Source organism: Psychrobacter sp. Cmf 22.2, from assembly GCF_001921745.1.
Classification (GTDB): domain Bacteria; phylum Pseudomonadota; class Gammaproteobacteria; order Pseudomonadales; family Moraxellaceae; genus Psychrobacter.
Genome location: NZ_MRYA01000002.1, coordinates 441,347 through 462,303 on the forward strand (window position 1 = coordinate 441,347; position 20,957 = coordinate 462,303).

The 20,957-nt window shown below is 42.5% G+C and carries 17 protein-coding genes; 9 read left to right on the plus strand and 8 right to left on the minus strand.

All coding sequences use genetic code 11. The features are described from left to right. Positions 1–150: 150 nt before the first annotated feature. From fetB to BTV98_RS06060, 3 genes are all read right to left on the minus strand, one after another. A complete protein-coding gene (fetB, locus tag BTV98_RS06050; RefSeq protein WP_082638004.1) occupies positions 151–945 on the minus strand; it encodes an iron export ABC transporter permease subunit FetB in 795 nt (264 codons plus the stop codon). Positions 946–1,079: 134 nt separating this feature from the next. Beyond that, on the minus strand, positions 1,080–1,937 hold the full coding sequence (locus BTV98_RS06055; protein ID WP_058368690.1) for an ATP-binding cassette domain-containing protein: 858 nt from the start codon (positions 1,935–1,937) through the stop codon (positions 1,080–1,082). A 9-nt stretch (positions 1,938–1,946) separates the two neighbouring features. Next, on the minus strand, positions 1,947–2,504 hold the full coding sequence (locus BTV98_RS06060; protein WP_075103161.1) for a thioesterase family protein: 558 nt from the start codon (positions 2,502–2,504) through the stop codon (positions 1,947–1,949). Between the two features lie 286 nt (positions 2,505–2,790). On the opposite strand from BTV98_RS06060, the gene xthA reads away from it, so the two are divergent. From xthA to BTV98_RS06075, 3 genes are all read left to right on the plus strand, one after another. After that, positions 2,791–3,615, plus strand: a complete 825-nt coding sequence (gene xthA / locus BTV98_RS06065; RefSeq protein WP_075103162.1) for an exodeoxyribonuclease III — start codon at positions 2,791–2,793, stop codon at positions 3,613–3,615. A gap of 87 nt (positions 3,616–3,702) precedes the next feature. Then, complete coding sequence (gene argJ, locus BTV98_RS06070; protein ID WP_075103163.1) at positions 3,703–4,926, plus strand: bifunctional glutamate N-acetyltransferase/amino-acid acetyltransferase ArgJ; 1,224 nt, start codon at positions 3,703–3,705, stop codon at positions 4,924–4,926. A 358-nt stretch (positions 4,927–5,284) separates the two neighbouring features. Further along, positions 5,285–5,683, plus strand: coding sequence for a DUF4377 domain-containing protein (locus BTV98_RS06075; protein WP_075103164.1), 399 nt, complete (start codon positions 5,285–5,287; stop codon positions 5,681–5,683). Between the two features lie 85 nt (positions 5,684–5,768). On the opposite strand, the gene BTV98_RS06080 is transcribed toward BTV98_RS06075, so the two are convergent. Beyond that, positions 5,769–7,202, minus strand: a complete 1,434-nt coding sequence (locus BTV98_RS06080; protein ID WP_075103165.1) for an L-serine ammonia-lyase — start codon at positions 7,200–7,202, stop codon at positions 5,769–5,771. Positions 7,203–7,863: 661 nt separating this feature from the next. Here BTV98_RS06080 and BTV98_RS06085 point away from each other — a divergent pair. Further along, the gene (locus tag BTV98_RS06085) at positions 7,864–9,183 is read left to right on the plus strand and encodes a solute carrier family 23 protein (RefSeq protein WP_256713860.1); all 1,320 of its coding nucleotides are present in this window, start codon (positions 7,864–7,866) and stop codon (positions 9,181–9,183) included. 61 nt (positions 9,184–9,244) lie between these two features. On the opposite strand, the gene BTV98_RS06090 is transcribed toward BTV98_RS06085, so the two are convergent. Beyond that, a complete protein-coding gene (locus BTV98_RS06090; protein WP_075103167.1) occupies positions 9,245–10,174 on the minus strand; it encodes a DMT family transporter in 930 nt (309 codons plus the stop codon). Positions 10,175–10,685: 511 nt separating this feature from the next. Between BTV98_RS06090 and BTV98_RS06095 the strand changes: the two genes are divergently transcribed. Next, positions 10,686–11,789, plus strand: coding sequence for a WG repeat-containing protein (locus BTV98_RS06095; protein WP_075103249.1), 1,104 nt, complete (start codon positions 10,686–10,688; stop codon positions 11,787–11,789). Positions 11,790–11,906: 117 nt separating this feature from the next. Here the strand turns inward: BTV98_RS06095 and BTV98_RS06100 are convergent, their stop codons facing one another. Both BTV98_RS06100 and BTV98_RS06105 read right to left on the minus strand, forming a co-directional pair. Further along, the gene (locus BTV98_RS06100; protein WP_058368714.1) at positions 11,907–12,935 is read right to left on the minus strand and encodes an alpha/beta fold hydrolase; all 1,029 of its coding nucleotides are present in this window, start codon (positions 12,933–12,935) and stop codon (positions 11,907–11,909) included. A 112-nt stretch (positions 12,936–13,047) separates the two neighbouring features. Beyond that, positions 13,048–13,212, minus strand: coding sequence for a rubredoxin (locus tag BTV98_RS06105; RefSeq protein ID WP_058368698.1), 165 nt, complete (start codon positions 13,210–13,212; stop codon positions 13,048–13,050). 281 nt (positions 13,213–13,493) lie between these two features. Here BTV98_RS06105 and BTV98_RS06110 point away from each other — a divergent pair, with 281 nt between their 5' ends. After that, a complete protein-coding gene (locus BTV98_RS06110; RefSeq protein WP_058368699.1) occupies positions 13,494–14,063 on the plus strand; it encodes an adenine phosphoribosyltransferase in 570 nt (189 codons plus the stop codon). Between the two features lie 91 nt (positions 14,064–14,154). Here the strand turns inward: BTV98_RS06110 and BTV98_RS06115 are convergent, their stop codons facing one another. Further along, a complete protein-coding gene (locus BTV98_RS06115) occupies positions 14,155–15,093 on the minus strand; it encodes a transaldolase (protein WP_075103168.1) in 939 nt (312 codons plus the stop codon). A gap of 499 nt (positions 15,094–15,592) precedes the next feature. Between BTV98_RS06115 and pheA the strand changes: the two genes are divergently transcribed. The 3 genes from pheA (at position 15,593) to BTV98_RS06130 (ending at position 20,656) form a co-directional block, all read left to right on the plus strand. Further along, the gene (pheA, locus tag BTV98_RS06120) at positions 15,593–16,774 is read left to right on the plus strand and encodes a prephenate dehydratase (RefSeq protein ID WP_075103169.1); all 1,182 of its coding nucleotides are present in this window, start codon (positions 15,593–15,595) and stop codon (positions 16,772–16,774) included. Positions 16,775–16,964: 190 nt separating this feature from the next. Then, the gene (gene hisC / locus BTV98_RS06125) at positions 16,965–18,107 is read left to right on the plus strand and encodes a histidinol-phosphate transaminase (RefSeq protein ID WP_058368700.1); all 1,143 of its coding nucleotides are present in this window, start codon (positions 16,965–16,967) and stop codon (positions 18,105–18,107) included. A 206-nt stretch (positions 18,108–18,313) separates the two neighbouring features. Beyond that, complete coding sequence (locus BTV98_RS06130; protein ID WP_075103170.1) at positions 18,314–20,656, plus strand: bifunctional prephenate dehydrogenase/3-phosphoshikimate 1-carboxyvinyltransferase; 2,343 nt, start codon at positions 18,314–18,316, stop codon at positions 20,654–20,656. Positions 20,657–20,957 lie beyond the last annotated feature (301 nt).

The following is a 20,957-nucleotide window of genomic DNA, read 5'->3' on the forward strand; positions in this document are numbered from 1 at the left end:
CATTAATAATGAAATAATAAAAGGGTGTAATTTAACCGTATAGTAACATAACTGCAATTGTTGTTTATATTGGAGTGATAGCACTGTATAGTATATAAAGATAGTAGACAAATGTACTAATATATGGTGCAAGATAGAGTAAAACGGCGACTAGTAAGGTAGGACAAATTGTTTTCTGCTATTAAAAAAACGTCTATAAATAAGGAGTGCGCTTATTGTGCAACCAAGCGTACTGCTCACACAGATTAAAAACATGGTTACTATCTGATAGCGTACGGCTTGAGTGGGATCTGCACCAGCAAGTATTTGTCCGGTCATCATACCTGGTAGACTGACGATACCGACAACCAGCATGGAGTTAAGGGTAGGCGTCATACCGTTGACGACTGCCGCCCGTATTTGCTCGTGTACTGCTTCAAATGGACGCGCAGATAAGCTTAACATCATCTCAATACGTGGCTGCTGCTCATGAAAAGACTCAACAAGCTGATTGCTGGTCAAGGAGATAGCGGTCAAAGAGTTACCTAGTATCAAACCCAATATTGGAATAATAAATTGCGGTGTATACCATGGCTGAACGTTTAAAATAAAGCCAATGGCGATGATGGTAACCAATACTGCTGATGTGCCTACTGCAATAAGAGTGTCAGTAAACAATCCTTTATAAGTGCGTTTAACACGACTCTTGGCAGCAGCCCCTGCAATCAAGGTCATGATGGTCAAGATCGATAATACTTCATACCACTGCTCACGTGCAAAAATCCAAGCCAAAATTAGGCCAATAAAACTGAGCTGAACCACGGTACGAATAGCAGCTGTCAGTAAGGTTTTGGTTAGACTTAAACGTAATCGCCATGACACGATGAGTACAATGACGATAAGGCTGCTGGCAAGCGCAATGTCACCGTAAGTCAGTAAGATTTGCATATCGTCTGTACGCATCATATGTGCTCGTCATAAAATCAATTAATAGTGAACATGAAATGGCGAATAAAATACTGGTATGGCATATCGTTAATCGTTACATGGATCATTGCGTCCTAGTAGGACTGTAGCTGTTCAAAAGTGATTTAACTATACTAAAATGCTTCAGTTAATACGCCTGCTTGCATTTGCCAATGCTGATTTGCTAATGGCATGATATTTTGCGTGTCATGAGTTATCCATAGGAGAGTGCGCTGAGGCTCTGAGTGCAACCAGCTAATTAGCAAACGCACAAGCTTCGCTGATGTATCAGCATCTAAGGCGGCAGTAGGCTCATCTAAGAGCAGTACTTGTGGATTCAACTGTAACAAACGTAGTGTATTAACCAGTTGTCGTTCACCACCTGATAGATGACTGGCGTCTTGTTGTAAAAATTCTGGGGTACGCTCTAGAGACGCAAGCTGCGTTATATGCCAGTCAATATTAAACTGGCCATGCTGATGGGCTTGTAAGCGATAAGGCATTTTTAAGTTTTCAAGGACACTGCCTTCTAGCAACTGTGGATGCTGGGCAAGTAAAGCGACCTGCGCGCGCCATCGCGTAGGCAGGGTGTCATGAATGCTATGATCGTTATTACTATTTTGTCCGTTACTATCTTTATACTCGTCACTATCTTGATGCAACCAAACATCGCCTGTAGTGAGAGGTGATAGTCCTGCTAGAACCCTTAATAATACTGATTTACCACTACCAGAATGTCCAGTTAATACTGTCACTTGTCCTTCTAGTAAAGCGCCACTAACGCCAGTTATCAATTCGCGTTTATAAGTAGATAGAGTAGGATCCGAGCCTATTTTAAATTTGTCTCTTATCTTCATAAGCCATGTTTGAGACATGGCAGGCGCAATAGCCAGAGTAGGTGTCTTTTTACTGCTTGGATTGACTACTGTAGAGCGCCTACTATATACCCAAATGTTCTCAAAGGTGAGCATGGGTTTTTTATCAATATTCATGTATGAGTGTTATGCATCGTTAGAGTGATGCGCAATAGCCTGTTGAATATTATCATGAAGGTTTTTTGGCACTCGTATTGGCCGTATTGGTGCAGCATTAGCCGCTATGTCTGATGTATCAGCATTATTAGCTGGTTCTGGTTTTGTCTGATTTTGCACGCAAGCAATGACAATCTTAGCGCTACTTAATAGGGTTTTTGCAGAAGGGTAGTGATTTTCATTTGAGTTCTGTGACGCATGGCGATGAATACTTTGATAGAATACAATGCTGGCAGGTTTTAGCTCAACTCGATCGATATGTACCTTAATGACTTCATCTAAAAATATTGCCTTTTTGTACTGTAGCTGCGCTTGACTCACTACAAAATGCTGGATTTGACCATCATCAGCATGCATAAAATAGCCGTTTAGACCAAGCTTACTAAACCAGTCGCGGCGACAATTTTCAAAAAACACCAGATGATTGGCATGGTAGACTATACCGCCAGCATCAGTATGATTGATATACACGCGGTAATCGGTAGAGTATAGAGGTGAAATAGTAGAATTTGATGGCGCTGTCGTCATAATTTGGCTCACATCGTTTGGCTAAAGAAGTAGCTCAGTAAAAGTACTTCAATGTTTATAAAAATATATAAGATAAACATGATTAGAAGGAAAGTATGCCGCTATTTGTTATGTCATAACGGTCAGTAAAGTAAGTTTTCTACTGTATCTTAAGATTTGAAGACACGCAATAGCCAGGTCGACTTAGCTATTTTTATTGCTATTTATCGTCCTTTTACATTCCAAAATTTACCAGAATGATTTGTAAAGCATGAACAAACTTGAACCAGTCAATATAGGATAAAGCATGACCCGTTTTGTGAGTTTTAATATCAATGGTATTCGCGCCCGCCAGCATCAGCTTGAAGCTGTGCGAGAAGTAATAGACCCTGATATCATGGGGCTACAAGAAACCAAAGTCCATGATGATCAGTTTCCATTAAAAAATGTAGAAAGTCTTGGCTATCATATTGAATATTTTGGACAAAAGGGACATTACGGTGTGGCATTTTTGTCTAAAGTTGCGCCTATATTTGTACAAAAAGGCTTTCCTGGTGATAATGAGGAAGCACAAAAACGCTTTATTCATGCGCGCTATGAGCTGCAAGGCCGTGAAATTGATGTGCTTAATGGTTACTTTCCACAAGGTGAGAGCCAAGATCATCCAACTAAGTTTCCGATGAAGCGCGCTTATTACGCTGATTTGATGGCCTATATTGATACTTTAAAAGCGGAGGGTCGCTCGATTGTCATCATGGGTGACATGAATATTGCGCCAGAAGATATAGACATCGGAATCGGTGAAGCTAACGCTAAGCGCTGGCTTAAAAATAGAAAAACCTCATTTTTACCCGAAGAGCGTGAATGGTATTCAGCACTCATGTCGCGGGATCTAACTGACACCTATCGTCTACATTATCCAGAAAGCACTGAATTATATAGCTGGTTTGACTATCGCAGTCGCGGCTTCAATGATAATCCCAAGCGTGGCCTACGTATCGATCATATTTTGTGTACCGCTGATCTAACGAGTGGATGTGTGGACGCGGGTATCAGCTATGAGCTACGTGCAATGGAGAAACCCTCTGATCACGCGCCTATCTGGGCGGCGTTTGACTTGAGCCAAAACTAGTACGTGCGCCAAAATACTATTTATGTATACGCTTTTAATAAGTGAACATATCTTTGATATTAAAAAATGACTAATAAGGATTGAGCTATGGCTGTCGGAAACATATCAGTACCCAACACTATTTATCCTATCGATGGTATCAGATTGAGTGCTACCGCAGCAGGCGTGCGTTATAAAGATCGCGACGATTTAGTGGTTATCGAAATTGCTGAGACTGCAACCAGTGCAGTTGTGACGACTAAAAACACGTTTTGCGCTGCACCTGTACGCGTACTGCGAGAGCACTTTGCGAAAATGGCTCCGCGCTACTTAGTAACCAACACAGGTAATGCCAATGCGGGTACAGGGGCTGATGGCAAACGCCGAGCAGAAGAGATTTGTGCGGCTTTAGCGAGTAAGGCTGGTGTAAACACCAGCGCGGTGCTGCCGTTTTCTACTGGCGTGATAGGCGAGCCATTAAATAGTGAAGCGGTCATAGCGGGACTAGATAAGGCTTTAGACAGCTTAGGAGCGGATAACTGGTTGGCAGCGGCTAACGGGATTCGTACGACTGATACTATCCCTAAGCTTGCAAGCCAAAAAGCGGATATTGCAGATACGAGCTATCATATCACTGGTATATCTAAAGGCTCAGGTATGATCCGCCCTAATATGGCAACCATGCTAGGTTATGTGGCGACTGATGCCAATATTGCAGCTGACCTATTGCAAGAGATGCTGATTGCTATTAACGAGCAGTCTTTTAACCGTATTACCGTCGATGGCGACACCTCAACCAATGACTGCTGCGTATTGATAGCGACAGGGGCTGCCAGTACTGAGGTAATCGACAGTCCTGAACACCCGCATTATCAGTCATTGTTTAGTGCCTTAACCGAAGTATTTGTGCGTCTGGCACAGTTGATCGTGCGTGATGGTGAAGGGGCAACAAAGTTTATGACCGTAAAAGTCACTGGTGGTAAAACCACTCAAGAATGCTGTGATGTGGCTTATGCAGTCGCGCATTCACCACTGGTAAAAACAGCGTTCTTTGCGAGCGACGCTAACTGGGGTCGTATCTTAGCAGCCGTTGGTTATGCTGGTATCGAAGACTTAGACACTGAGCAAGTAGATGTGTATTTAGATGACGTTATGATCTGTCAAAACGGTGGCGTAGCACCTAGCTATACTGAAGACGCTGGCAAGACCGTTATGAGTCGCCCTGAGATTACTATTCATATTGACTTAGCGCGAGGTGAGGCCAGCGACACTGTTTATACCTGTGATCTGTCTTATGATTATGTCAAAATTAACGCAGATTATCGTAGCTAGATAAGCGTTGTATTCGTTTTCTATTTAACCCTTGGTATTAATAATTTAAAGCTTACAGTGTAAAAAGTCGCTAAGGTGAGAGTACGTTTGAATAACATCGGTTGCAAATACTGACGTTACGTTACAAACCAGTTATAGAGGCAAAGCTTATTCAGGACCTATACTAATTGCAGTACAACAATAAGTAGTACTGCTTTTGTTTGGGCACTATATTTGGCTCTTATAGAAAAGTACTCACTATTAACGTTTATATCTTGGAATGTCGTGTTGTTTATCAGGTTTTATAAGAGCCATAAATAGACTGACAATGTTTAACAAGATATGAACTATTTAACAATAATTGATCGAGGGTATAAAAATGAAAAAATTAGCAATTGCAGCATTTGCAGCCACTTTTGCATTAGCAGGTTGTTCTACGATGGGTCTAGACGACGAGCGGACTATGGTTGTTGAAGGTCAAGCAGTAAACGTTAAAGTCGTGAATATTCCAAGCTTTGAAGTAGAAATTGCACCACGTAAAGCACTCTGTGAGCGTATGGATACTACTGGTAATACAGTTGAGACACAGTGCCTACAGTACCGTCAAAGTTATCAAAAGAATTACAACACGTTGAACGGTAGCATCCAAGGCTTTACCTATGAGCCAAATTATCGCTATATGTTAGATGTGCGTCAAGAAGCAATTGCTGATACTAAAACTGGTGTGGTTAAGCCTGTTTGGATCTTAAATGACGTTATCTCAAAAACAGCTGAATAATTAGTAAGAACTCACAAAAAAGCCTCTATATTATTAGAGGCTTTTTTTATGACATTTATTAAGTGTTTGTTTTTTAACTACAGTTTTAGCACTGGCTATAGTTGACACTAACGCCATGGGTAGCGGTAGGTATGCGATTATCTGCATAAACGGCAAGACCGCCACGCGCAGTTTCTTTATATTTATCCGACATATCGGCTCCAGTTTGTTTCATGGTTTCAATCGCCTTGTCTAATGAGACAAAGTGTTGACCATTGCCACGGCAGGCAAGACGGGCAGCGTTGATTGCTTTTACTGCGCCCATGGCATTGCGTTCAATACAGGGTACTTGTACTAAGCCGCCAACAGGATCACATGTAAGACCCAAATTATGCTCAATGCCGATTTCAGCTGCATTAAGACATTTAGCAGGATCGCCGCCCATAATTTCTGCTAATGCGGAAGCGGCCATCGCACAAGCAGAGCCAACTTCACCTTGGCAGCCAACTTCGGCACCAGAGATTGACGCGTTTTGTTTGATTAAGCTACCGATTGCCGTGGCATTTAGTAAGAATTTGCGTGCACCTTCTTGAGTGTAGTTTGATAAAAAATCGCGGTAATAGCACATAACTGCAGGGATAATACCAGCCGCACCGTTGGTTGGGGCAGTGACGACATTACCACCATTGGCGTTTTCTTCATTGACTGCCAGCGCATATAAATCAACCCAGTCCATCGCAGCAAGCTTATCGTTCTTTGTCCTCGGTTGATCTTTTTCTGCACATAGCTGCAAATGCAGCGCTTGAGCACGGCGTTTGACGTCTAAACCACCTGGCAAAATGCCACTATTTTGACAACCTTGTTTGACACAGTTTTGCATTACCTCCCAAATGGAGTCTAGATAAGCAAAAATCTCTTCTTTATCACGATAATGGCATTCGTTTGCCAATACCAGATCACTCACACTCAACTCATGCTGACGACATTGCTCAAGAAGCTCAGCTGCAGTATTAAAAGGGTAGGGGACTATATCAATCGTTGGTGTACCATGGTCTTCATCTGGATTATGAGCATCATCGTCATTAATAACGAAGCCGCCACCAACTGAGTAATAAGTTTGCTGATAATGAGTGTCTTCTGCCAGTATGGCACGAATGGTCAGCGCATTAGGGTGATAAGGTAGGACAGTATCATCGTACCAATAGATGTCATGTTCTGTATCAAAGTCGATAATATGCTGACCTGATACATTCATTTGTTTATCTGAAAAGATGGGTGTGAGGTATTGGCTGGTCAGTCGTGTATCGATGGTACTTGGAGTATGACCAAGTAAACCTAAGAGGATGGCTGTGTCAGTAGCGTGGCCTTTACCCGTTGCAGCGAGTGAGCCGTATAGCTCAATCTCTAATTTTATGATATCTGTCAGCTCAAATTTTTTACTCAAAGAAGTCAAAAATAAATTGGCGGCTACCATAGGTCCTACGGTATGTGAGCTTGAAGGCCCAATGCCAATTTTAAATAGATCAAATACACTAATCATAATAAATTACCAAAAAATAAAAGTGAGTGAATATGGTTGTCATCGTAACCAATTGATTAACAAAAACGACTTTATAGCTTAATCAATATTGCAAGCATCATAAGTATGACTAGTCACGACAGAGAGTAGGCATGGCTACACAATGAATTTGGAGCATCGTCTATATGAACGTTTAAACTTGGTAGTATGGATGATAGAAGAATAATAGCTTTTGTTTATTATAAATTTCCGTTATGATGCTTGGCATCAACGCTTATGTAACATCCTGTAAGCGGTTGCTGCTATAAGAAATATCAGAATATAAGCAGCTAAAGCGATGGATTTAGTAGAACATATCTTATCTTAGACATCTAGCAAAATGTGACAAATTTGTATAAACAACTACCATTTATTAAGTATATCAGTGTTGCAGGTTGAGCTAAATAATTATTGTTAGATGTATTAGGCAATACGGTGAGATATACTAAATAGGATGGTGCTTGCGTCATTAATTCTTTATTTATCCTTTTTAGCTATTATTTTCGGCCACATAGGACACGCGCGCATGGTAACTCCCTCAGAAGATCCTTCCAAGACACAGCATTCATCTCACTCAGAAAATAGCGCCAAAACTCAAACCCCTTTAACGGCATTAGAAGCAGCAGGTATCACACCTGCTATGATGCAACTTACCAACAATCCAGACTTTGAAAATGGACGCTGGTTCCCTACATGGCGACCTTATCGCGGGGATCTTGACCACAATCCTGTCGGTATCAATGAATATCTACCCGCTTCTAAAAGTATTTTACTTGGTGTTCAGCATACCTTTGCTATGTTTGGTGCAACTGTCCTTGCACCGCTATTAATGGGTTTTGATCCCAACTTGGCTATTTTGATGTCAGGTATCTGTACGGTGATGTTTTTTATGATTACCGGCGGTCGTATGCCAAGCTATCTTGGCTCAAGCTTTGCCTTTATTGGCCCTGTTATTGCTGTGACAGCTTATGCTGGCGTAGGTTTTAATACCAATTTAGATGTCGCTTTAGGCGGCATTATGGCCTGCGGGATTATTTATGCGCTAATAGGCTTGTTAGTAATGAAAACCGGCACAGGCTGGATTGAGCGTTTAATGCCGCCTATTGTGACTGGTGCTATTGTCATGATTATTGGTCTTAATCTAGCGCCAGTTACTATTCAAGGCGTATCAGCCAATCAGTTTGACGCATGGATGGCAGCATTAACTGTGCTACTAATCAGTAGTGTGGCAGTGTTTACTCGCGGTATGCTAAGACGTTTGCTGTTATTAGTAGGTTTGATATTATCCTATATCGCTTACTATGTTATGACCAACCTATTGGGTTTTGGCACAGCGATTGATTTTACAAGTGTGGCTGCTGCCTCATGGTTTGGCCTACCAGGTATACATGCACCGCGTTTTGAGATGAGTGCTATTATCTTGATAGCGCCTGTGGCTTTTATTCTCGTTGCCGAAAATCTTGGACACTTTAAAGCAGTAGAAGGAATGACCAAATCACGCGTTACGCCTTATATGGGCCGTGCTTTTTTAGCTGACGGTGTGGCGACGACGTTTTCAGCGGGGTTTGGTGGTACTGGGGTGACGACTTATGCTGAAAACATCGGTGTGATGGCGGTAACCAAGGTCTATAGTACAACTATCTTTGTCATAGCAGGTTTGGTTGCTATTTTACTAGGATTGTCGCCAAAGTTTGGCGCTATTATTCAGACAATTCCTCCAGCATTATTGGGCGGTGCCTCTATTGTCGTTTTTGGCTTGATTGCTATTGCTGGGGTGAAAATATGGATAGACAGTCACATTGATTTTAGCAAAAACAGCAATCTTATCATTGCTGCCGTTACGGTGATTATGGGTACGGGGAACTTTAGCTTACATTTAGGAGGTTTTGACTTAGGTGGTATCGGTACAGCAACTCTGACCGCTATCATACTAAACGCTTTGTTTAATAGTCAAAAAGAGTAGAGTATTATATTTAGGTATTCTTATACCTAACAATAGTTATTGTAATGATGAACAGCCTTTACTAGTATTTACGTCTATAAAACCTTGAAAAAAATCGATAACGACGCAGCGCGCCTGGCTTGGGTTTGATTGAGCCTAAATATATGGCAAACATAGTCAGTAGCGCGCCGCTCCATTGTAAAGTATTGATAGGTTTGTCCAGCCAGCTATAATCGATAATTAGCGCTGCAACTGGCTCAGTTAATAAAAGCAGTCCTGTTAGTGCCAATGATAATTTAGGTATAGAATAGGCAATTAACCCCCATGCCACACATTGCATAACCGCGCCATAGACCAGCACCCAACCAACCTCAGACAACGTATTAGGCATTATATTGCCCGTATCCAAAACGAGCATTGGCACGATCATAGCGAGCACCCCGCCAATACTAATCAGTTGCATCAGTACAAAGATCGGGGTCGGTTCTGTATCATGAGTCTTACGAATAAAAGTCATAGACGCAGCCAACATGCCTCCTGACACAATGCCAGCAATAAAACCCCAAGTCGCGTTAGTGTTATGCGCAAACTCAGGGCTACCAATCATCGCCACGCCCAACATCGCTAGGCACAGACTGAGTAGCTGTAAAGCAGACTGACGCTCATTAAAATATAAAAACCCGATAGCCGCCAAAAAGAAAATCTGTAAACTGTTGAGTAAGGTTGAGATGCCAGGGCCAACGGCATAGATACTCTCATGCCAAAGCGCTAAATCCAATCCTAAAAATACGCCCGATAATAAACCGTAGATGATGGCACGCCTTGAGTGCGGCATCCTTTGTCCAGTCAACTTTGCCAATATTGCAAATATAACGCCTGAAATAGCAAGGCGCCAAAACGCCATTGCCCAACCGCCAATATCGACATGGGCGACAATTAGGCTTCCTAAGCCAAAAATAATACAACCAATCGTTAAACCAATCGTTGCAGAATATGAAGAGGCAACCGCCATAAATTATCCTTATACCACAATCATGTGATCAGATAGGCAAATAAAAATAACGCTCAGACTATAGTGACTGTCGCAAAGAATTTTGAATCTACAAGGCAAAAAACAAGGTTAAAACATTGAGCTTATAGTGATGTTATAAGCGGCTTATACGTTTCTGGCGGCTTAAAAGTAGCTAAAAATGTACAATGATAAACGCTTCACTTTATTATACAAGGGGCATTAATATCTCTTGAGAACAACGGCGATATTTTTTTATAAATGCATCGCTTGTCTTAATACATGACAAATTTTTGACACATGATGCATATCAGAGTCACATTCTTACAAGACTAGTGTTGGTTAAATTGCTACTATTTGCTACTGTGATTGCTTATAATCGTAAGTCTCAATCGCTTACTATTCTAGTCAGTTCTGCACTTCTTTTTTGCACGTCTTTTTGTACTTTTTATTGTTATTAATGCCTTTAACAACGATTACGGTAGGCATTGATACTGTTAGCTTAGGTTTGATTATGTCTCAACAATCCATACTAAAATGGTCAACAGCTGCGCAAATGTTATCAAAGCGACAATCTGTACCATTATCAGCGCCCACTTTATCACTATTACAAGGCTCGCGACTATCTTTGATGGCTGGTATATTGTTAACTACCGTATTTTCAATGCCGACAGCCAACGCTGCTAGCTGCAAAATACCCAAAAGCTACTATAAAAACGTCTCTTGTACGTCCGCTAGTGGCCATTACTTAGCGATAACAGACTTTGGCGCACCAGTTGCATTGATTAATAGCAAAGGTAAAAGGGTCGTTGATCTGTCACGCTACCAAAAGGTGGATGCCAATAATATGGCAGGCGGATTATTGCCTGTATTGCGTCATGGCCGCGTCGGTTATATCAATATGCAAGGTCGTGAGGTTGTCCCTACCATATACGAGATGTTCAAGGGTAATGGAGGTTGGGCGCGTCCAGTATCTGAGGGTCGTATCGTTGTCAAAAGAAACGGTGATTATGGCGTTATTGGCACTGGCAACCAGACAATCGTACCTTTTTCATCGACGATTACTGACATCGACGATTATCGAGGCGGAGTTGCTCGCATACGTAGAAACCAGTCTACAAGTTGGCTGGACAAAAATGGCAAAACCACCAGCGACCCCAATGCTAAAGAGGGTAATAGTGAGGCGATGTCTGCTACTGCCCAGACGCAGCAACCAAGACCCACACCTTTCACTACCTTACAGCCCCATCAGCAAGATGGTCGTTGGGGGTTTGTTGATGATAAAAATGTCACTATGATTACTTATTCCTTCGACGAAGTACGTCCATTTTCTGAAGGATTGGCTGCCGTGCGTCTAAATGATAAATGGGGATTTGTAAATCTAGGGGGTGAGCTGGTTATACCATTTCGATTTGAGGATAGTGGCTTGATTGCTGATAATGAGAATAACAGTAATAAAGATACAAGCAATGTCGAAGATGAAAGCAGCGCTGAAGATACAAGTGCTAAAAAAAGGACTGCGTTTATATTTAAAGATAACAAAGCGTGGGTAGGCAATCTAAAAGATGGCAGTAAGATTTGTATTGATAAAAAAGGTGATAACGTCAGCTGCGAATAGTCGCAAATGAGTAAAAAATTGTCAAAAAAAAGGCTAGGATGCATGTGTCGTTTATGCTTCTAGCCTCTTTTTTTTGGAGTTAATAGAATAGAGCTTTAAAAAAACAATATAAACTGTTTAATTTAGTAGATGATTGCGTATTAAATCAACAAGATAAGGTTGATAGTACGCTGGAATATCATGTGCCATGCCTTCAATTAAATGAAACTTTGCATTTGGAATGGTCTTGGCCACTACGCGACCTTGCGAGGCCGGCAGTAAGCCGTCCGCACTACCATGAATAACGATGGTCGGCGCTTTGACTTGTTTACTGAAGCGACTAATAGAGCCTGATGCCAAAATAGCATTCAACTGTTGCACCGTACCTAGCGGGTGAAAGTTACGTTGATAGCGAAGTTTGGCAATTTCGCGTACCGTTCGTACATTAACATGACCGGGCGTCCCTACTGTTTTCATAAACCAAACACTATGGCGCACAATATCACGCTCAGAATGACTCTCAGGGCGATTGATCAAGGTATATAACTGCTTAGGTTTAGGTGGCTTTAAAAAAGCGCGATTGGTCGTGGTAAACATCAGCGCTAGACGCTCTACTAAACTTGGATAGCGCGCTGCAACGATTTGTGCAATCATACCGCCCATCGAGGCACCAAGCAGATGCGTACTACCAAGATTCAAAGCCTTGATCAGACGTACAGTATCTTCTGCCATATCGGTTAGATTGTAAGCGACCTGTTGGCTCTTGTTGGACAGCCCTGTTTGCAAACGCAGCATCATCTTAAGCTGGCTCACACGCGGCAATCCTTCAATCTGAACTTTAGAAGACAAACCAATATCACGATTGTCAAAACGAATCACAAAAAAACCAGCATTAATCAGACGTTTAATAAAGTCATCTGGCCAAAACACCATTTGCGAACCAAGACCCATAACCATAAGCAGTGGCGGATGCTCAGGATTTCCGCCAGCTTCGACACATAGGTTGATACCATCACCGATATCGATCATGGCTTGATAAAGATGATCGCTTAGATCTGAAGCGCGCCAGTTATGCGCACCAAGCTTTTCCCAAGCAGGTGTAGGGTAGCTGTGTGCTGAATCAGCAGATATTAGAGGACTATCAGAAATATCAGATAAACCTGTCACCTCAGATGAGCCTATAGCCTGTGTGTCTATAGACTCGTTTGAGCTGGAATAAGGGGCGTCATTGGCATAATTCGAATTCGTCATGAGATATCCTAGTTAGCGTTCTGTAAATCTAGACTTCCATCATCTCAAAATCTAACTTACCAACACCGCATTCAGGGCACGTCCAATCATCAGGAATATCGTCCCATTTAGTACCAGGAGCGATACCTTCTTCAGGGCAGCCAAGCTCCTCGTCATAGATCCAACCACACACAATACATTCATAACGTTTCATACATAATCCTATCAATTATTACTAGTTCTATCGCTATTAGCAGCTTGCAAAAACGCACGTAGTTTATCATAGAACAATACTTTACGTGGTTAAGTTTACACTTGTATATTGAGATAAGTAAGCATTTATCAAGTTATAGGTTTTATTTTAGTTAGCGTAATTGACCTTGTCTGTTTACGTTTTCCCATCAAAATAGCAGCCATTATGTTATGATAAGCGCCGCTAACTTGTGCATGATCTGCACTTTTACTACTGTATATGATTTCAAAGAAAGGGTTACTATGAGCGTTACTACCGCTGCTATACCAGTTGATAACAAGTCCGAGCTGTCTTATGCGCGTAATACTGCTCACCCATTCTGGCAAATTATACGCACTGTACCTGACTTTCCAAAAGCCGGCATTGATTTTTATGATATTACACCGTTACTGCGTAGTCATATTGATGAAGTCGTTGATGCGCTTCTGGCAGCATTACCCAATGGACTGATTGATGAAGTAGACTGTTTGGGAGCGGTTGAAGCACGCGGTTTTGTATTTGCAAGCTTACTGGCAGGTCGATTGGGTAAAGGGATGATACTGCTACGCAAACCGGGCAAACTGCCTCCGCCAGTTGCCAACAAGGCTTATGCGCTAGAGTACGGTAAAGATACGCTTGAGATGCAAAACAACCTGCCGCCTGAGCGTGTCCTATTAGTTGATGACATCTTGGCGACCGGTGGCACGCTTACGACTGCTTATGAGCTATGCAGATCAGCTGAGCATACGGTAGTAGGTGCTTTAGTACTGCTTGATCTAGTCGATCTACATGGTGAATTTCCAGTACCTGTTTATACCGTTTTAAAAGCTTAAAATTGTGAACGTGCATAAAAAAGCGCTCTGACGGTTAAGTTAGAGCGCTTTTTTATTGAATAAGGGTGGCTATATCGTTTTGTATAAATTATTAGCGTAACGCTGCCAATGTCTGAGCCAGCTCCTCACGTGCACCAATAAAGCCGTCAATGCCTTTGGGCAACAAGTCTTGTGTGATTTTATCCTGTTGATATTCGTGGATGAAGGCTTCATGAGTCAAGCTGACCTTTTTCATAGCATCTGCCTCTTTAGCCATAGCAGGCGAGAGTTGGGGCGTGACGGTCACATCCATTGCGGCGAGCTCATCGATAAGGTTTGGGGCAATAGTTAGTAAGTCGCAACCTGCTAGCGCGATTATTTGCTCAACTGAGCGAAAGCTTGCTCCCATCACTTGTGTGTCATAGCCGTGCTGCTTGTAGTATTGATAAATAAGCTTTACGGACTGTACCCCCATATCATCAGAGACGGGGACGTTTTGGCGATTTTGTTGGCGTTTTTGCCAATCTAAAATACGTCCAACAAAAGGTGAGATGAGTGTTACCCCTGCATCAGCACAAGCGACGGCTTGGTGTTGTCCAAATAATAACGTTAAGTTGCAATGGATACCTTGAGTCTCAAGGTAACGCGCCGCTTCAATCCCTTGCCAAGTAGCCGCCATTTTAATCAAGATACGCTCAGAGTCGACGCCTGCTTTTTGGTAAGCTTCCATAAACTCTAAAGCCTTATCAATGGTCGCTTGTGTGTCGTAAGATAAACGAGCATCGACCTCTGTAGATACGCGGCCTTCGATCAACTCTAAAATATCGCAGCCAATTTGAATGGTAAGTGCGTCGATGACTGCATCTACATTGCCTTGATGTTGGCTCATGGTTTCTAGCAGCAGCGCTTGATTGTCAGAGTTAATAAGCGCTTTCGTGATTAAGCTTGGATTGGTGGTCGCATCGATAGGTTTTAGTCGCGCAATAGCGGCAAGGTCGCCTGTATCTGCAACAATAGTGGTCATGGTGCTAAGTTGTTGTAATGCGCTCATCATATATCCTTATGAAAACAGTTAACGGTAGCCATTCGCCTAATAGCGGTATGGCTCATATGAAACTGTAGCACAATTTGCTATGTAATTTTGCATGATAGTTTGGCTTGTACTGTTCTATAGCGCATATATACTGAGCAACCATAAAAAAGTTGGCGCTTTATTATAATTTTGCGCCATTTAATTTATTTACGCATGGGCACTGTGCGCGGTTTTTGCTATAGTAGAGGCGGTCGATTGTTTAGCGATCGAATTTACCTAATATTAACTTTAAAAGATAAGTTATAAAAGCTAGGTGATAAAAACCGAATTATAAAAACTGAGTTACCAAATACAGCTGAGCTATAAATAAGTTATCGTCAATCGTAAGCGATCAAGTCAGATAATTGGTAGACAAAGAAATAGAAAAAAGACACCTCAAATATATTAGTGAAATGCTAAATCCGTTAGTATTTAAGATTGTAGTGACACCTAACAGTAATAAAAAGGATGGGCGGTAATGAGTGAGCAGTCATCAGAGCAAAACACAAATAATCTAAATCCAACTGCCGCAGGCGCAAACGAAACCTCGACCGATCAAGCGTTTTTGAACCAGCTGCGCCAGAGTATTGATGCAGTAGACTCTGAAATCCACACACTGATTAATGACCGTGCCAAGCTGGCTCAGCAAGTGGCGACTGTCAAAAAAGAGCATGTGGCAAAAAATGAGGTCGCCGCTGAACAAAACCCCATTTTTTATCGTCCCGAACGTGAAGCACAAGTATTAAAAGCAGTCATGGAGCGCAATACTGGTCCAATCGCCGACGAAAAGATGGCACGTTTGTTCCGTGAAATTATGTCGGTTTGCTTAGATTTAGAAGCACCGCAGCGTATTGCGTTTTTAGGTCCAGTTGGTACCTTTACTCACGCTGCCGCCTTAAAGCATTTTGGTAAAGCTGCTGACACAGTACCGATGACGACCATTACTGATGTGTTCCGTGAAGTTGAAGCAGGTACTGCTATGTATGGCGTGGTACCCGTTGAAAACTCTTCAGAAGGGGTAGTCAACCATACCCTGGATGGGTTTTTGTCTTCATCATTAAAGATAATTGGTGAAGTTGAGCTGCCCATTCATCAAAACTTTTTAGTCGCTGAGCATACTAAGGTTGAAAGTCTAAGCCGTATTTACTCCCATCAGCAGTCGCTTGCCCAATGCCGTCATTGGCTCGATGTTAATTTCCCTAGTGTTGAGCGCGTTGCAGTATCAAGCAATGGTGAAGCGGCTCGTCGTCTCAAAAACGAATGGCATTCTGCTGCCATTGCCGGTGATGTTGCTGCTGCCGAGTATGATTTGCATAAGCTGTATTCAAATATTGAAGACAATCCTAGCAATACCACGCGCTTCTTAATCATCGGTCATGAGGCAATTGCACCATCAGGACAAGATAAAACCTCGATTGTGGTTTCAGCTCATGACAAAGCTGGTGCATTGATCGAAATCCTCAAGCCATTGTCGTATCATGGTGTATCGATGACTAGTATTGAGACCCGACCTGAACGTCCTAATAAATGGGCTTATGTATTCTTTATAGATATGAACGGTCATATTCAAGATCCAAACGTTAGCGCGGCTATCGCTGATATACGTCCGTTAGTGAAGGATGTGCGTGTACTAGGCTCATATCCGAAAGCAGTGCTATAGTCTGTTTACCATAAAAGAGTTATAGCGTTAACCTTGCTTAAAGTATGAAGTATACATCTGCCCTTGGTTGCCTTATAACTCTTTTGAATCGAAGGAACTATGGAAGCTAGGTTAGGTAAACGACTCTTTGTTATTCGTTCATTGTTGGTATTAATACGTAATAGCTGGACATAACATTTAAGGATAAATCATGCAGCCTACTAAATCGACAGAGCTAGAACTGTCACCGCTGACTCCAGCTTATGACAGTATCTTAGAGCTGGCACCGTATCAAACTGGTAAGCCAGTTGAAGAGTTGACTCGCGAATATGGCGTTTCTGATGTGGTAAAGCTGGCGAGCAATGAGAATCCAATAGGATGTTCTCCGCAAGTAACATTGGCTATTACTGAACAGTTAGGAAAGCTGGCGCGTTACCCAGACGGAAATGGTCATTATTTAAAGCAAGCGCTTTCTGACTTCACTGATGTGAATATAGAGTGTATTACTTTAGGCAACGGCTCCAATGACTTGCTTGATATTTTGGCACGCAGCTTTGTCAGTGCTGATGATGCGGTGGTGTATAGTCAGTATGGATTTATCGTCTATCCGATGGTAACGAAAATGCAAGGAGCAACAGGTATAGAAGTGCCTGCGCAGCGATTTAGCCATGACTTGGATGCTATGCGTCAAGCAGTAGAAGATAATCCCAATACCAAGATGGTTTTTATTGCCAATCCTAATAATCCAACAGGCACTCAGCTTCAGCATAGAGAACTGCACAAGTTTGTTGCAAGCGTCCCAAGTTCGGTATTGGTAGTATTGGACGAAGCCTATATTGAGTATAGCCCTGAAAGTAATAACCGTGCGCTGTTAGATGAGTTTAACAATGTGGTTATTGTCCGCACTTTTTCTAAAGCTTATGGCTTAGCAGGTCTGCGCATTGGTTACGCACTCAGCTCAACTGCCGTAGCGGATCTGCTTAATCGTATTCGCCAGCCATTTAATGTCAGCCGTGTTGGACTTGCTGGAGCAGTTGCGGCACTTGGCGATCAAAGCTTTATTGAAGAAACGCGTAAAACCAATCAAGAGCAAATGCTTTGGTTAGAAAAACAATTTGATGCGTTGGGACTGGCATTTATCAAGTCACATGCCAACTTCATTATGGTGGAAATAAAAGTTGAGATGGAAGATATAACCGCTATTTCTATTTATCAGGCGTTGCTAGAGCAGGGTGTTATAGTGCGTCCATTGGCAGGTTATGGTTTGCCTAATTGGTTGCGTATTACTGTTGGCATCGCAGAAGACAATTTACGTCTTATTGATACGCTGCGCTCCATCTTAACCAATGATTAAATAAATACTGTTAGTCTAGGATGTACTGAATATAGATAATTTCAGTATCTTTAGATGAATACCATCTGTGTCATAATCGGATGTTCGTCACTCCTTTATCATTAATAAAAAGTACTGTTTCTTTCATTAAATTTTTATAACGCTAATCTAAACCTACGCTTAAGCTTGTGTAGACATATGGATTGGTTTGTTCAACGAGAAACGCCGTGAGTAGCAAAAAAAACAATCAGAACAATAATAAACAACCACTTTCAAACGCTCAGTCGCCCTTATTTAAGCAAGTTTGCGTGATTGGTTTAGGGTTAATCGGTGCCAGCCTTGCTCAAGCAATCAAAGATAATGGTCTAAGTGAGCGCTTGGTGGCGGTAGATAGGCATGCGCCAAGCATTGATGAAGCCATCCAGCATGGTTTACTTGATGCTGGTAGCTCTATCATTGGTGACGTGGTTAGTGGTAGTGATTTGATTGTCATTGCTGTACCGGTACAAGCCGTACAAGCGGTATTTACCGATATCAAAAACGCAATGGATAATGGCCAGCTCGCGACTGATTGCGTTATTACCGATGTGTGTAGTACTAAGGTCAATATCATTGAGGCTGCAAAAGCCGTATTTACCCCATTACCTGTAGGCTTAGTGCCTGCACACCCGATTGCTGGTGCCGAAAATTCAGGGTATCATGCCAGGCGCGCCACATTATTTGCCAATCATAGTGTCATCATTTGCAAGCTACCAACGACCAATTCTTCCGCGATTGCCAAGCTACGTCGATTGTGGGAAGCAGTAGGGGCTACAGTCATGGCAATGGATGCTGAGCATCATGATGCTATATTGGCGCATACCAGTCATTTACCGCACCTGCTGGCGTTTAACCTTGTTGAGCAGCTGGCAAGTCATGACGATAATTTAGATATGTTTCGCTATGCAGCAGGCGGGTTTCGGGACTTTACTCGTATCGCTGCTAGCGACCCCAAGATGTGGCATGATATATTTTTTGCCAATCAAAGCGCGATTGTGAGCGCCCTTGATGAGTACAGCGTCTATCTACAGGACATACGCCAACTCATCATTGATAAAGATTCAACCGCCCTGATGGGCCTATTGGGCCGCGCGCAAGCCGCACGGCGACATTTTGGCCATATGTTAGCCAGCACCCCTTATACGGATACCTCTGCTATGTCAGCTTCTTACCTTATCTCTCCTAGTAACACCGTCACAGGCACCATTGCTATTCCTGGTGACAAGTCTATCTCCCATCGTAGTATTATGTTAGGTAGCCTTGCGACAGGTGTGACCAATGTCACTGGTTTTTTGGAGGGGGAGGATGCACTCGCAACCTTACAGGCATTTCGTGATATGGGCGTGACAATCGAAGGTCCTGATAATGGCAATCTGACTATTCATGGCGTTGGTATGAATGGCCTAAAACCAAGTAAAACGCCGCTCTATATGGGCAATTCAGGTACCAGTATGCGCCTGCTGTCCGGTATTTTAGCCGCGCAAACATTTGATAGCGTGTTGACAGGCGATACCAGCTTAAATAAACGTCCGATGGAGCGTGTCGCAGCACCACTTCGAGAGATGGGTGCAGTCATTCAAAGTACTGGGCATAGTGGCACAGCGCCGCTTAGTATCACTGGTCGTGATAATGTTGGCAAGCCGCTCCAAGGCATTGAATATGATATGCCAGTGGCATCTGCTCAGGTGAAGTCTTGCTTGCTATTAGCAGGACTTTGGGCAGAGGGCACAACGACCGTCACTCAGCCTGAAGTTAGCCGCGACCATACCGAACGTATGCTGTCAGCCTTTGGTTATCCTGTGACCGTCGATGGTAATCGTATTAGCGTTGAAGGCGGTGGTACGCTCACAGGCGGTGATATCGCTGTCCCTGCTGACATCTCATCTGCAGCCTTTTTTACGGTAGCCGCTGCCATCAGTCAAGGTAGCGAGTTGACCTTAACACAAGTTGGTATTAACCCGACACGTACGGGTATTATTGATATCTTAAAGCTAATGAATGCTGACATTAGCCTAAGTAATGAGACTCATGTAGGCGGTGAGCCAGTCGCTGATATTACGATTCGTAGCTCAAACTTGGTTGGTATTGAAATTCCAGAGTATCTTGTGCCACTCGCAATTGACGAGTTCCCCGTATTATTTATCGCTGCTAGCTGTGCACGCGGTCGTACAGTATTGACTGGTGCAAAAGAGTTACGCGTTAAAGAATCAGATCGCATTGCGGTTATGGCAGAAGGGCTACAAACCCTTGGCGTTGATTGTACGGTTACTGACGATGGTCTAATCATTGAAGGGCAAGGTATTCAAAGTCAAAATGGTGAAGTAAATAATAGCCAACCTGTATTTGGTGGCGGACATATCACCTCGCATCATGATCATCGTATTGCCATGAGCTTTGCCGTTGCTAGTCTACGTGCCTCTCAACAAATTACCATTGAAGGGGTTGAGACGGTCAACACCAGTTTCCCAGGATTTGCTGAGCTTGCCAATCAAATCGGTATGTCTATTCAAGTTAATCAAGGCGATGCGTAACCATCTCTAAACTTAAGGTTTTATTTTGCTATTATTAAAAGTACTTAGACATTAATTAAATGTAGCAAAATATTAAACCTACTAAGAACAAACCTAAACGAGGATTAATTTGAAATATTTTTGACCTTTATACGCTATTTTAATATGCAGTCATCGTTAGCAATGTGTTGATACCTAAATGGGTAGAACGCATTGCTTTTTACTTTTATCCTACATGTAGTGACCCTGCGCTCTTACCACTAAATCTTTATAGTTTATAAAAATAGGTGAGGTCGCGCTTTGCTCTAATAAGTTGTCTTGC